Origin of the sequence: Kocuria marina (assembly GCF_000786655.1) — a bacterium.
In the GTDB taxonomy this organism is placed as follows: Bacteria; Actinomycetota; Actinomycetes; order Actinomycetales; family Micrococcaceae; genus Kocuria; species Kocuria marina_A.
Genome location: NZ_JROM01000011.1, coordinates 157,364 through 170,864 on the forward strand (window position 1 = coordinate 157,364; position 13,501 = coordinate 170,864).

General features: G+C 68.2%; 10 protein-coding genes. 4 read left to right on the top strand and 6 right to left on the bottom strand.

All coding sequences use genetic code 11. The features are described 5' to 3' along the window. Positions 1–49: 49 nt before the first annotated feature. Together AS25_RS02395 and AS25_RS13710 are read left to right on the top strand one after the other, a co-directional pair. Positions 50–1,282 carry an acetate/propionate family kinase gene (locus tag AS25_RS02395; RefSeq protein ID WP_035960909.1) on the top strand — a complete coding sequence of 411 codons (1,233 nt, stop codon included), beginning with the start codon at positions 50–52 and terminating at the stop codon, positions 1,280–1,282. Between the two features lie 792 nt (positions 1,283–2,074). After that, positions 2,075–2,968, top strand: a complete 894-nt coding sequence (locus tag AS25_RS13710; protein WP_052160635.1) for a putative endonuclease domain-containing protein — start codon at positions 2,075–2,077, stop codon at positions 2,966–2,968. A 615-nt stretch (positions 2,969–3,583) separates the two neighbouring features. Here AS25_RS13710 and AS25_RS02405 read toward each other — a convergent pair. Together AS25_RS02405 and AS25_RS02410 are read right to left on the bottom strand one after the other, a co-directional pair. Next, positions 3,584–3,988 carry a DoxX family protein gene (locus AS25_RS02405; protein ID WP_035960911.1) on the bottom strand — a complete coding sequence of 135 codons (405 nt, stop codon included), beginning with the start codon at positions 3,986–3,988 and terminating at the stop codon, positions 3,584–3,586. A gap of 136 nt (positions 3,989–4,124) precedes the next feature. Then, on the bottom strand, positions 4,125–4,628 hold the full coding sequence (locus tag AS25_RS02410) for a phosphoribosyltransferase (protein ID WP_035960912.1): 504 nt from the start codon (positions 4,626–4,628) through the stop codon (positions 4,125–4,127). A gap of 164 nt (positions 4,629–4,792) precedes the next feature. Between AS25_RS02410 and AS25_RS02415 the strand changes: the two genes are divergently transcribed. Further along, entirely contained in the window at positions 4,793–6,358 is a 1,566-nt protein-coding gene (locus AS25_RS02415) for a nucleobase:cation symporter-2 family protein (RefSeq protein ID WP_035960913.1), read from the top strand. A 37-nt stretch (positions 6,359–6,395) separates the two neighbouring features. Here AS25_RS02415 and AS25_RS02420 read toward each other — a convergent pair whose 3' ends face one another. The 3 genes from AS25_RS02420 to AS25_RS02430 form a co-directional block, all read right to left on the bottom strand. After that, positions 6,396–8,090 (bottom strand): ABC-ATPase domain-containing protein, encoded by a 1,695-nt coding sequence (locus AS25_RS02420; RefSeq protein ID WP_035960914.1) that lies wholly within the window; start codon positions 8,088–8,090, stop codon positions 6,396–6,398. Between the two features lie 53 nt (positions 8,091–8,143). Further along, entirely contained in the window at positions 8,144–9,454 is a 1,311-nt protein-coding gene (locus AS25_RS02425; protein WP_052160636.1) for an MFS transporter, read from the bottom strand. 90 nt (positions 9,455–9,544) lie between these two features. After that, positions 9,545–10,909 carry an MFS transporter gene (locus AS25_RS02430; protein ID WP_216594096.1) on the bottom strand — a complete coding sequence of 455 codons (1,365 nt, stop codon included), beginning with the start codon at positions 10,907–10,909 and terminating at the stop codon, positions 9,545–9,547. Between the two features lie 211 nt (positions 10,910–11,120). On the opposite strand from AS25_RS02430, the gene AS25_RS02435 reads away from it, so the two are divergent. Beyond that, positions 11,121–12,320, top strand: a complete 1,200-nt coding sequence (locus AS25_RS02435) for a chromosomal replication initiator protein DnaA (protein WP_035960915.1) — start codon at positions 11,121–11,123, stop codon at positions 12,318–12,320. A gap of 45 nt (positions 12,321–12,365) precedes the next feature. Here the strand turns inward: AS25_RS02435 and AS25_RS02440 are convergent, their stop codons facing one another. After that, positions 12,366–13,439: an ArgE/DapE family deacylase gene (locus AS25_RS02440; RefSeq protein WP_052160637.1), complete on the bottom strand. Its 1,074-nt coding sequence runs from the start codon at positions 13,437–13,439 to the stop codon at positions 12,366–12,368. Positions 13,440–13,501: the final 62 nt, after the last annotated feature.

Genomic DNA, 13,501 nt, shown 5'->3' on the forward strand with positions numbered 1-13,501 from the left:
ACTCCGCCACCGGCAACCGCGGCCCGCGCGCCGCCGAAGGGAAACCACCATGCTCGTACTGGTCGTCAACTGCGGCTCGTCCTCCATCAAGTACCAGGTGCGGGAGGTCGACGCCGCGGACGGGGAACCGCAGGCCTACACCTCCTCCATGCCCGCGATCAACGAGAACGTCCCCCTGGCCACCGCGACCGCGGGCGTGACCGGCGGCGAGGTGATCACCAAGGGACTGATCGAGAACATCGGCACGTCCGAGATCAAGGACCACACGCAAGCGCTCGAGATCCTCGCGCAGCGCCTCGACGAAGAGCTCGGCGGGCGCACGATCGACGCCGCGGGACACCGCGTGGTGCACGGCGGCGAGCGCTTCTCCGCGCCCGTGCTCGTGAACAACGAGATCATCCGCGCGATCGAGCGGCTGGCTCCTCTGGCGCCGCTGCACAACCCCGCCCACGCGCTGGGGCTGCGCGCGATCCAGAAGACCTGGCCGCACATGCCGCAGGTGTGCGTGTTCGACACCGCGTTCCACCGCACCATGCCGGAGAAGGCATGGCGTTACGCCATCCCCGAGGAGATGTACGTGATGAACGGGATGCGCCGCTACGGTTTCCACGGCACGTCCCACGACTACGTGACCGGCAAGGCCGCCGAGTTCCTGGGCATCCCGCGCGACCAGTTCAACGCCGTGGTGGCGCACCTGGGCAACGGGGCCTCGGTGACCGCGATCCGTCACGGTGAATCCTTCGACACCTCCATGGGCTACACCCCGCTCGCCGGGCTGGTCATGGGCACCCGCTGCGGCGATCTGGATCCTTCCGTGGTCACGGCCATGCTCGAACGCAATCCCGAGATGACGGTCAGGGAACTGGACCGGATCCTCAACAAGGAGTCGGGGCTGGAGGGCATTTGCGGTGATTCCGACATGCGGGCCGTGCAACAGCGCGCCGACTCCGGGGACGAGAAGGCCCAGCTGGCCCTGGAGATGACCGCGTACCGCCTGGCCAAGTACATCGGCGGGTACCACGTGGCGGTGGGCGGCGCTCGGGCGTTGATCTTCACGGCGGGGATCGGGGAGAACTCGTCCGAGTTCCGGGAGCAGGTGTCCAACGAGCTCGGAGCGCTGGGGATCACCTTGGATCCGGGGGCCAATGCCTCCCCCGAGGGGGATGTGGCCCGCATCAGCACCCGGGATTCGGCGATCGAGGTGCTCGTGGTCGCCACGGACGAGGAACGGGCGATCGCGGAGGCCACGGCTTCGCTGGTGCGGGAGCGGGTGAAGGGGTAGGGGGTTGCTTGGGCTGGCTCGGGGGTGGGGCTGGCTCGCGTGATTGGGCTGGCGCGGGTATAGAGGCTGGATCGCGTGATTGGGCTGGCTCGCGTTTTGGTGCTTTAGGTGCTGGGGCCTCGCCGGGATGCTGCGGCGAACTTTGAGGCACTCCTACGCCAGCCCGAACATTTGAGACGCCCCCGCGCCACCCGCAACATTTGAGGCACTCCCACGCCATTTCGCCCCCTCCCCCTGGCTTTGGAATGCCCAGGAGTTCCCCCATGGCGTCCGAGTGACTGAAATATCCGCGGTGAACTCTGAGGCACACCCACGCCATCCGCCAACGTCCAGGCTCTCCAAGGCCACCCGCAAACTCTGAGGCACGCCAAAGCCACCTCCGCACCCTCCGCGTGGCCTCAGAGTGACTAAGAGTTCCACCGTGGCTTAGAAGTGACTGGATCATGCGCGACAAACTTGGGGGCACTCCCACGCCATCCGCCAAATCTGAGGCATCTCCAAGCCGCCTCCGCCCTATGGGGGTGGCTTCCGAGTGACTGAATGTGCGCCTATGGCCTCAGAATGCCCAGAAGTTTCACCATGGCCTCCGGGTGCCTCGACAGTACGCGGCCGTGAGGTTGTCCGTTGACCCTCACTCCACAGTTCCGTGCTTCCGCGGCTGCACGATGACGTACGACATACGCTCCCACCATGCCGCAACCCCTCCGCATGCCAGACCTCGGACCCCGACCGGACGTTCGCACGAGTGACGGTTGGGGTAAACGTGCTCGAGCGCTGAACGGTGACCCCCGCATGCAGCGGGTGACTTTCAACCACTGGGTGCGATTTCCCGGCCAGAGCCCGGTGGCCATGACCTCGGCTCAGCGTGCGGCACTGATGCAGACCGTCCTCGATCGCCCGAGTTCCGCCGTGCGCGTGACCGGGTTGAGCGCCTTGTCGCTGTACGGGCTGCCCGTGGCGCCCCCGGATGCCACCTTCGACCGCGCTCTGGGGCACCGCCCCGCGGATCGAGCCCACGACTACGCGAAAATGCTCTCCACGGTTCATCTGTCATGGTCCGGACAGCGGATGAGGACGCCCGCCAGGGATGTATTCGTCAGCAAGTCATACGGCCTGGACCGGTTCCCCGGACCCTGGGGTGCGCGATTGGCCGACCCCGTGGAGGCATTGGTCGTCGCCGCACCCTACTTGTCCAGGTGGCGCCTGACCGCTTGCCTGGACACTCTCGTCTCCCAGAACATTCGGCAGCAAGACGGAAACCATGTGTACCAGTACGACCGCGCTCTCATTCGACAGCGGCTGGGGCAGCTACCCCCGACATCCCCGCGGGTGCACCGGGTCACCACGGCTCTGGCGGACGTCGCGGAGAACACGTGGTCACCCCGGGAGACTCTCACCCGACTCCTGGTCATGGCCCATGACCTGCCGGCACCGGTCATGAACTTCCGGGTGGTGCTGGACGGCACGGACCGCTACCTGGATCTGGCGTGGCCACATGCCAAGGTCGCGGTGGAGTACAACGGCGCGGACCACACGGATCGGCGCCTGTACGGTGATGAGCTGTTCCGCCGCCAGCGCCTCGAGGACAGTGGGTGGAAGATCCGGTTCCTGGTACTTGAGGACCTCCTGAACCCCGCCCGGCGGGCATTGTGGCTCGAATGGCTCGCCACAGAACTCACCCCTTGAATTTCCGGGTACGTGCAAGCCATAGCCGATTTCTGAGGCACGCGGAAGCCACCAGTGGCCTCACCACATGGCCTCTGCGCGCCCCACATCTCGCCGGTGGCGCGGGAATGCCTTAAAGTCCGCCAGTGGCGCGGGGATGACTCAGAGTCTGCAGCCGAAATCCTGGTCACTTCGAGGCCACGGCGGGATTCTCAGTCACCCCCAGGCCGCTCGGAGGTGGCAGAAGTGGCGTGGGAATGCCCTAAAGTTCGCCGGTGGCGCGGGAATGCCTCAAAGTCTGCGACGGAACTCCTGGTTACCTCGAGGCCGCGGCAGGATTCTCAGTCACCCCCAGGCCGCTCGGAGGTGGCAGAAGTGGCGTGGGAATGCCTCAAAGTTTGCGCCCGGCGTGGAGGTGCCTCAGAGTCTGCAGCGGAACTCCTGGTCACCTCAAGGCCATGGCAGGATTCTCAGTCACGCCCAGGCCATTCGGAGGTGGCAGAAGTGGCGCGGGGGTGCCTCAAAGTTCCCGGATGGAGCGGGAGTGCCCCAGAGTTCTCGCCCAAGGTTGCTGCAACGTACGCACCCCGCACGGGGCCACCTCCCCAACCCCCGCGGGACTCCCCTGCGGACGGGTCAGTCCGTGCCCGCCACCGCGAACAGGAGGCCACCGATCATCGCCGCGTTCTTGCAGAACTGCACACGCTGGAGCTTGCGGGCGGCAGGGTCCTCGATCTTCCAGAACGCGTGGCCGGCCAACGTGGTGGGGACCATGGATCCGGCGAGCGCGAGACCCGAGAGCCGCGGTGCAGCACCCAGCGCCAACAACGATCCCGCCACGGCCTGCACGGTGCCGTTGGCGCGGACGAGCATCTCGTTGTCCCGCGGCAGCGGAACCACGGTGCGGATGGCGTCCAGGGTGGGCTCCGCCATGGCGACCCGCCCACCCGGGGTGCGAGCGGCGTCGTACCCGAGCAGGACGTAGGTGGTCCCGGTCAGGAAACGGGCTGCGGCACGCAGGGTGCTCTGGGTCGTGGTCATGGTGGGGTTCCCCTTCGTGAGTTTCGCGAGTGTCGTGAGTCCCGAGTGCGCGGACGGCGCAGCGGAGGCGGACTCCGCTAGGCGGTCGCGGTCGACCGCCTCCCAGCCTATGACCCGGCCGGGTGACACCCGTGAGTCACTTGCTCCGTGTTACGGGCTCCTCGGCGGACCACGGGAAGACGATCCACTCGTCGGTGGACTTCCAGGAGAAATCGGGGCGGACCTCGGAACGGGGCTTCTCGTAGATCACGGCGGAGCGGCACTCGGCGCCGTACCCGCGCAGCAGGTCGAGAACGAGGGCCAGGGTGCGCCCGGAGTCCACGACGTCGTCCACCACGAGGACCTGCTTCTCGTTGATGGACTCGGTGTCCAGCATGGGAGCGAGCAGGACGGGGTCCGGCAGGGTCTCGTGCACGTCCGTGTAGAACTCCACGTTCACGGCGTCGGAGAGCTTCACGCCCATCGCGTAGGACAGCGAACCGGCGGGCAACAGGCCACCGCGGGCCACGGCGATGATGATGTCCGGGGTGAAATCCGAGTCCACGATCTGCTGCGCCAGCTCCCTGGTCGCCAGGCCGAAGCCCTCCCAGGTGAGAACTTCCTTGGTGTCCAGTTCGGATGAGTCCGCGTGAAAAGCCATGTCCGTAGGGTAGACCGTTCGCGTACAAAGTGCCCGTTCGCGCGGTACGACGCCGCTGGGCCCCGGTATCCGGTCATCTCACCCTTGTGGGTGTCGCGGACTGTCTACACTCATGGCGACACGAATCTTCCCCGCAGTTCTGCGGCCTATTCCCGAGGATCACCATGGCCAGTGGCTCAGCTTCCGTCATGCCCGACGCACGGGGGACCCGCCCCGAGGACGAACGCCTGGGTGCCAGACGCACCACCGTCTACGCCCTGCAACACATCCTGACCATGTACGGCGGGCTGATCGCCGTTCCACTGGTCGTGGCCAGCGCCGCGGGCTACGACGCGCAGACCACCGCCCTGCTCGTGGCCGCCGCCCTGTTCGTGGGTGGTTTCGCCACGTTCCTGCAGGCGTGGGGGCTGCCCAAGATCGGTTCCCAGTTGCCGCTCGTGCAGGGCGTGTCCTTCACGGGCATCGCCACTATGCTGTCCGTGCTGGCCACCGGCGGGGGCATGCAGTCGGTCATGGGCTCGATCATGGTGGCCTCGGTCATCGGTTTCCTGGCGGCGCCGTTCTTCGCGCGCGTGCTGCGGTTCTTCCCGCCCGTGGTGACCGGGTCCATCATCACGACGATCGGCATCACCCTGGTCCCCGTCGCGGCGTCCTGGTCCATGGGCGGCACCAGGGAGGCACCCGACTACGGCGCACTGGAGAACATCGCCCTGGCCGGGTTCACGCTGCTCGCGGTGTTGCTGCTGTCCAAGTTCGGCGGGGCGATGCTCTCCCGCCTGGCCATCCTGGTGGCCATCGTGCTCGGCACGGCCGTGGCGTGGGCGGTGGGTCTGGCCGACTTCTCCGGGGTGGGACAGGGGCCCTGGGTTTCCCTGCCCACACCCTTCCACTTCGGCCTGCCCACGTTCCACGCCGCGGCGATCGTGGCCATGACCATCGTGATCCTGGTGAACATGGCCGAGACCACCGCGGACATCCTGGCGCTGTCCGAGATCACGGGGTCACGGATCAACTCGGCCCGGATCGCGGACGGGCTGCGCGCGGACATGCTCTCCTCCGCCGTGGCACCCGTGTTCAACTCGTTCACGCAGACCGCGTTCGTACAGAACGTGGGGCTCGTGGCGATCACCAAGGTCAAGAGTCGCTACGTGGTGGCCGTGGGCGGTGTGTTCATGGTGTTGCTGGGCATGCTGCCCGTCCTGGGCCAGGTGATCGCTGCCATCCCGTTGCCGGTGATGGGCGGGGCCGGTTTCGTGCTGTTCGGGACCGTGATGTCCTCCGGCATCCGCACCCTGGCGCGCGTGGACTACCGGGGCGGGATGAACCTCATCATCGTGGCCGTGTCCCTGTCGTTCGGCATGGTGCCCATCGTGGAACCGGACTTCTACGCGGCGTTCCCCGAATGGGTGGGCATCATCTTCTCGTCCGGCATCTCCTCCGCCGCCGTGGCGGCCCTGGCGATGAACTTCTTCTTCAACGAGCTCAGCAACCACAGGCGCTCGACCGAGACGATGGGGCTCGGCACCGTGGGGTTGCGCGTGCTGTCCCCGCGGGAAGCCGAGGCCCTGCAGGACGGGGACCAGTTCGTGGACGGTCGGCTCCTGGACGCGCGCGGCCGCGAGATCCCGTTCGCCACGTCCCAGGAGCAGTACGAATCGGTGCGCGAGCGCATCAACGCGGGCGAGCTGAAGTCCCTGGACGACATCCGGGCGGCGTGCCACGAGAAGTGATCCGCCCCTAAGACGGCCTACCCCGCCCGGACACAGGTCACCGCCGCACCCGGTGGTACGCCGCCGCCACGTCTTGCGCCCGCGGCAGGGCCAGGTGGCCCGGGTGCCCCCGGTGGTGGGACAGCGCATCCAGCCCGTCCCGCCGGATCTCTTCGAGCGCCGCATCCACCAGTTCCGTGAGCGTGCTGCGCCCGTCCGCGGCGGCGTCGATCCCGTCCAGCAACCGGGCGATGGCCTCCGTCTGCGAGGAATCGACGAGCTGGCTCAGCGCGGAAACGTCCACGTCCTCCCGGCCGCGCTGAATGGTTCCGAGGCCCCGGGCCCGCGCGGGTTTCGCAGCGGAACCGGAGGACGCACGAGGAACGTGTGACCGCACCTCCCCGAAACTCTCGGCGGGGCCCACGTCCTCGGGCCGCAGGAACCGTCCTACGACCTCCCGCGCACCCTCCGTGAGGTCCGACGCCCGATAGGCGTCCATCCCGATCACGAGATCCGCGACGTCCAGGAACGCCCCGGAGCCACCCGTGACGAGCACCGTGGAGATGCCCCGTTCGGCATACAGCGCTCGCACCCGATCCACGAACGGCGTGATGGGCTCGCGCTCCCCCGGGACGAGCGCGCGCATGCGCTGGTCACGGCCCATGAGGTTGGTCGCGCACGTGTCCTCATCCAACAGCAGCACGCGCGATCCGGCCTCCACGGTCTCCACGGTCGAGGCGGCCTGGGACGTGGAGCCGGACGCATTGCCCGTGCTGAAGTGGCGGGTGTCCGCGCCCGTGGGGAGGTTCGTGATGAACGGGGAGACGTCCGTGTCGGTGACCGCGCGGCCGTCCTCCGCCCGTACGGACATCGCGTCACCCACGGTGATCACGAGCTCGCGGCCGTCACCCGGCACGTGGTTGTACACCCCTCGCTCGAGGGCCTGCAGCAGCGTGGACTTGCCGTGGTACCCGCCGCCCACGATCACGGTCACGCCTTCCGGGATGCCCATCCCGCTCACGGTGCGCCCGTGGCTCAGCTCGAGCGTGACCCGCAGGCTGGGCGGCGTTTCGAAGGGCACCGCGTGCCGGGTGAGCGGCTCGTCCCGGTTGCCGGACGCGCGGGGCAGGACGGCGCCGTCGGCGACGAATGCCACCAGTCCGCGGTCCGGGAGCTGCGAGCGCAGCCGCTCGGCGTCCAGATGGGTGCGCACGTGCAGTTCGAGTGCCGCGGCGTCGGGGGCGAGGAAGGTCAGGGTGCGTTCGACGACGCTCGGCAGCACCTCGGTCAACAACCGTTGCGCGGCCCGGCCCTTGATGCGCCGGCCCGCGGCGGGCAGGGCGATCTCGCAACGGATCTCCGCGTACGAGTCCCCGCGCGAAGGGTCGTCCAGAAGGACGGAGGACCGTTCCAGGATCTCCTGCCCCGCGCGCTGGACGGAGATCCCGCCGGTGTCCTTCCCGCCGCGCGGCCCCAGCTCCCGCGCCGCGTGAGCGAAGCGCCGGGTCAGGAAGTCCCCGGCGGCGATCCGCATCTCCCGGGTGCGCAACAGCTCCCGCGGGATGCCGGTGTCCGCGAGCGGGATGCGCAGCCGCGCGAGGGACGGCGGGGCGTACGGGTCCGACTGCACCCGGTCCAGGATCAGCTCGGCGCTCCCCAGCCACCACGAGTCCCGGAGCTGCTTGTAGGCGCCGTAACTGTTGCCGTCCAGACGTTGCAGCGCGCGGGACAGGTCATTCCGGGGTGAACTCATGCCTCCATGGGATCACACGCGCCACGACGGAAAACAGCGCGGCCCGCGCCCGCTCAGGCCCCCGCGGGTGACGGACCCGCGGCGGACGGCCCCGCATCGCGGGCCTGCACCCGGCCCAGGACGACGGCGACCACGAAGCACAGCACGTACGTGACCCCCACACCGAACCAGCCCGCGGTGAATCCGCCCGTGAGGTCCACGAGCTGTCCCACGATCACTGGCCCCAGCGCGAATCCCAGGTACATACCCGTGGCCACGAGCCCGGAGGCCACCCCGATCCTGTCCCGGGAGATCGCGGAGACGATGCCCGAGTTGATGACCACGTTGGCCGCCAGGGGCAGCGCCGCATGGACGGCCACACCCACCCACATGAGCCAGTGCTGCTGCAGCGTCTCCGCCAGGATCAGCAGGACGAGACCCACGATCCCGCCCAGGGTCATGACCTGGATCAGGGGTGCGGGCCGACCGAGCCGCCCGGTCACCCGACCCCAGCCGATCCGGCTGAGGATACCGATCACCCCGATCACACCCAGCAACAGGCCGGCCACGGTGATCGTGTACCCCATGGCCCGCACCGCGAACAGGGACGCGTAGACGTTCACGCCCTGCGTTCCCACCGCGTTGAGGAACGAGGTGAGCGCGAACAACCACACGGCCAGCGGGATCTTGGCCTTACGCGCATCGGCCCCGGCGGAGCGGGCGGAGGAGGTGGGGTGCGGCGTCGTCGTCGGCGCAGGGGTCGGGGTGGGAGGCGGCGCGGCGGACGACGGCGCTCGGCCCGCCCGGCGCTGCAACCGGGTGATCACGAGCCACCCGAGGACGAGCGCGGGGGCGCACAGCGCCGCGCCGAAGAGGGCGGCGCCGCGCCAGCCGAAGCTCGCGCCGATCAGGGGGAAGGTGAGCCCGGAGACCAACAGGCCCACCTGCACGCCCGACTGTTTCCACCCCATCCACGTGGAACGCTGGGCCAGCGGGACGCGCTGGGCGATGATCCGGTTGGTCACGGGATTGGAGAAGGACTGCGCGACACCGGCGATCAGCGCGGCGATCAACAGCATCGCGTAGGACTGCCACGTGGCACTGAGCAGGAACGCCACGAGCACCCCGCCGAAGATCAGGCTCAGCTGCAGCCGGGTGTTCAGGCGGTCGGCGAGCACGCCCAGGAACGGCGCCGTGAGCCCCGCCATCACGAACACCGCGGTGATGATGAACCCGTACTGGCCCTCGGTGATCCCGTAGGTGTCCACGATCTTGGCGCTGAGCGCCCCGATCCCGTAGTTGAAGATGGGCCCACCGGCCATGGCGGCCATGAGCACCGCCAGCAGGACGCCGGGGGCTCTGCGCGTGGGAGTGGAATCAGTCATCGACGATCACCTTAGCCGGGCTAAGCACCGCGGCGTAGGCGGGTTGCGGGGATGACGAACTACAGCGGTTCGACGACGCCGCCGCGCCCTTCACGCCCCGTGAGCCAGCCCGGCTTGTCGCTTACTGACCAGGAGCGTGGCCAGGGCTGCCACGGCCAACGGAATCGCGAGAGCGACGAAATACCCTGCCGGTTGGAAGGTGGCCAGAAGCCAACCACCGAGAGCAGAACCCACGATGGATCCCAACCGGCCAACCCCGATGGCCCATCCGGTAGCCGTGGATCGCAGAGAGGTCGGGTAGGCATTGGCGATCAAGTAGTTGAGGACCAGCTGTTGTCCACCCACGCCGAATCCGGCGAGCGCCAGCAGTATGAATACCCACGTCCATTGAGTCCCCGCCAGGCCAAGACCGATGGCGACTGCAATGCCGATACCGAACATGATGAGCAAGAGGGTCCGCGGGTTGACCTTCGGGAGGATGACGGACAGCGGGATGGCGAACAGGATGAACGCGCCGTTGACCGTCACCGTGCCCAAAACCGCACTGGAGGTGGGCAGGCCCAGCATGTGCAGAGCACTCGGCATCCACTGCAGGAGCAAGAACCATGCGATCCAGTTCGCCAGGTAAACGGCCCACACTGCGATCGTGACGGTTCTGTAGCGAGGGGAGAACAGGCCCCGAACACTACTGCGTTCCACGGCCGGATCGGCGGAGAGTTCGGTGCGCAACCGCACGTCGTCATCCACGGCCCGCCCGGTCATGACCCCGAGCAGCTGACGAGCCTTGGCATGACTCTCCCGCGTGTTCCGGCCCACCAGATACCCGGGTGATTCCGGCATGACAAAGACACTGATCGCCATCAGAACCAGCGGCAGCACGCCTCCGATGAGAAAGATTCCACGCCACCCGACAGCTGGGAGCCAGGCTGCAGCAATGAGACCGCCCATCAGCGCTCCCCCTGGGAGCCCCAGGAGTACCAGCGTCATGAACGTCCCGCGTCGACGCCGGGGACTGTACTCAGCCACCAATGCGAGGAGGGAGGGTGTGGCGCCACCCATGCCCAGGCCGATGAAAAACCTCAACACGATGATCGTGGTTGGATTCGGGGCGAAGGCACCGCAGAGTGAAAATACCCCGAAGAGTGACAAGGCGATCAGAATCGCCTTTTTACGCCCGATCTTGTCCCCCAGGCTGCCCAACGTCATGGCACCCAAGGCCATGCCTATGGTGCTAGCCGTAATGACCCATGTCAGCTCGGCCGTCCCCATCGAGAAATCGGCGGCGATCGCGGGGCCGATGAACGCGATCGGCTGGGTGTCGAAACCGTCCAGGAGGGCGATCACGAAACACAGGACGACCACGAGACCCCGCCGGGCATTCATGGGGGATTGATCGATGAGGTCCTGCACCAGATGGGTGCGCTCACCCTTCCCGGCCATGTACTCCGCTTGCATGAAACCCTCCGCAGTTCTTCCGTAGCCCGTGAGTGACAACACATATCTAACACATTTACAAAACCCCGGTTCTATATGTATTGCGTCAATATGTCGGCGTCACTGCTGGCCTCGCGCATTCCTCGCACCCAGTCTGAGCTCCCAGCCCGATACCTGGGAGCCCCCACCCGACTCACGTAGGCTCGGGGCAGGACGACGGAAGGCTGATGACATGAGTGAGTCACTCGACCCCGAGCTCGCCCGGGCGCTTCAGGAACCCGCGCGGTTGGTGCGCGCCGATCCCGCCCTGCTGGACCTCGTGCGGGACGCCGGATCCCCCGCGCAGACGGAGCTGTTGAAGCAGAGCTCTGACGCGACGACGCCCGGGGACAGATATGCCGCGGCGGCCATGTTGGCGGCGCTGTTCCACGACCGCGGCCCCCTGGACCAGGCGGCCCGCGGCTACGGGGGTGCCCCGCCGCGCGAACTCGTGGCACTCACGGAGGTCCACGCGTTGCGTCCGGCGCTGCGCGAGTCGCTGTCCTCCCCGATCCTCACCGGCCTCCTGGAGTGGGCCACGAAACCCGATCCGGCGGCCCCGCCCCTCGAACTCGCGATGGCCGCGCGGGACCTCGAACTCTCCGACTCCTCGGTGCTGCGTTCCGTGGCGAGCCGCGCGGACCAGGTGGCACAGCAGAGTGCACGGCGTGGCCAGCAGGGACCGCTGAACCGGTTCTCGGAGGTCCTGCGGCAAGCGGCGGACGCGGATGCGACGACCCCGGGGTCCGCGAGCGCGCCGTCGCGCCCCACCAGCCAGGAACCCGCGCAGGATCCCACGCACGACTCCACCCCGGAGCGCACGCGGGAACCCGCACAGCCGTTCCCGTCCACGGGCGGACCCGAGGTCACGACCACCGGCATCCCCGCGTCCGAGATGCTGAGCGAGGACGAGAAGCGCGAGCCGGATCCTTACGGCAAGGACTACCCGGGCACCGGGGTCCCGGTGCGGGACTCGATCTCGGGTCCCCGCCCCGACGCGCCGGCGCAGCCCTCGGACCCGACCCGAGCGCCGTCGGACACCCCGGGTAGCTCGAGTGACACGGGCCCGCGGGACGGCAAGGGCAAGATCTTCGACGCGGAACGCTTCTGGCCCATGGGCCCCCGCAGCACGGACGGCCCCGGGGCTCCGCAGGGCGGGAGCGACGTCGCCCGCGGAGACCGTGCGGACACCGGCGCACCTGCGGGACCGCCCCCGCCACCGCGCGAGCCCTCCACGAGTGAGCTGTACTACGGGGTGGGCAGTGACCGCTACGCGAACCGCAACCCGGACAGCGAGGAGACCCGCACCGAGGAACGCAACGTGGTCCGGAACTGGGCCATCACGTTCGGGGTGATCGTGCTGATCCTCCTGATCCTGGTCCTGCTGCTGTAGTCGACACCGCCGATTGCTACAACCGACAGTAAGAAGACGGGCGCCTCAGCCTTCCCGCACCCCACACCAGCGGGCCATGTAGAGCGCATAGATCTCGGTGCAGCGCTTGACGGATTCCAGGTTCGCCCGTTCGTCCTTGCCGTGCAGGGACTCGGCCACGGGCCCGAACACGAGCGACGGGACACCCTGGTAGTTCCCGTACACGCGCGAGTCGATGTACGCGGGTGTCGCGAAGGCCTCGAGCTCACGCCCGGCCACGTCCGAGAAGAGTTCGCGCAGCAGACCCTCGGCCTCGGAACCGGGCTCCAGGACGTACCGGTCGGAGAAGAACCCGGAACGGCTGACCGTGGCGTGACCGCGCGAGACCACGGGATCCTGTTCGCGCGCTTCCTCCACGCACTGCTCGATCTGCTCCCACGCCCGTTGGGACCCCAGCGACGGCGGGACCGCCACACGTACCGAGAAGTGGCAGCGATCGGGAACGGACGAGGGCCACTCGCCGGCCTCGAGCACACCCACGTTGAGGTTGATGGGGTGCTCCTGATCCCCGAAGTGCTCGTCCCCCACGGTGATCTCGTTCCAGTGCTGCTCGAGTTCACGCAAGCGCACGATCAGCGCGAACGCGGCATCCAACGCGTTGAAACCACGGGACATCTCCTGGGCGTGGGCGGCGGTCCCGGTGACGTCCACGTCGAACCAGATCACCCCCAGGTGGGCGCGCACGAGGGCCTCGCCCATGGGCTCGGAGATCACCACCGCGTCCGCCGTGTACCCGTGCTGCATCGCGGACAGTGTCCCGTTGCCCGTGCATTCCTCCTCCGGGACGGACTGCAGGTGCACGCGCCCCTCGGGGAGCAGTCCGGCCGCACGCAGCGCCTTGTACGCGAAGAGGTTGGCCACCAGCCCACCCTTCATGTCCCCGGCGCCGCGGCCGTAGAGCCAGTCCACCGCGAGTCCCGCGTCCTCGAAGGCCCGGGCCATCAGCCGCTGCGCGTCCGCTTCGTCCGTGCGGCGCGACGGCGTGGCCACGAGTTCCTGCAGGAACCTCACCTGGTCGTCGAATCCCCGGGCGACGGCGTCCCGGATGGCCTGTTCCTGCTCAGCGGTGGGTGCGGGCATGGTCAACTCCTTCGTCGGCTACACGCCCACTGTACGACTCGCGCGGTCCGGGCCCGCCGGCG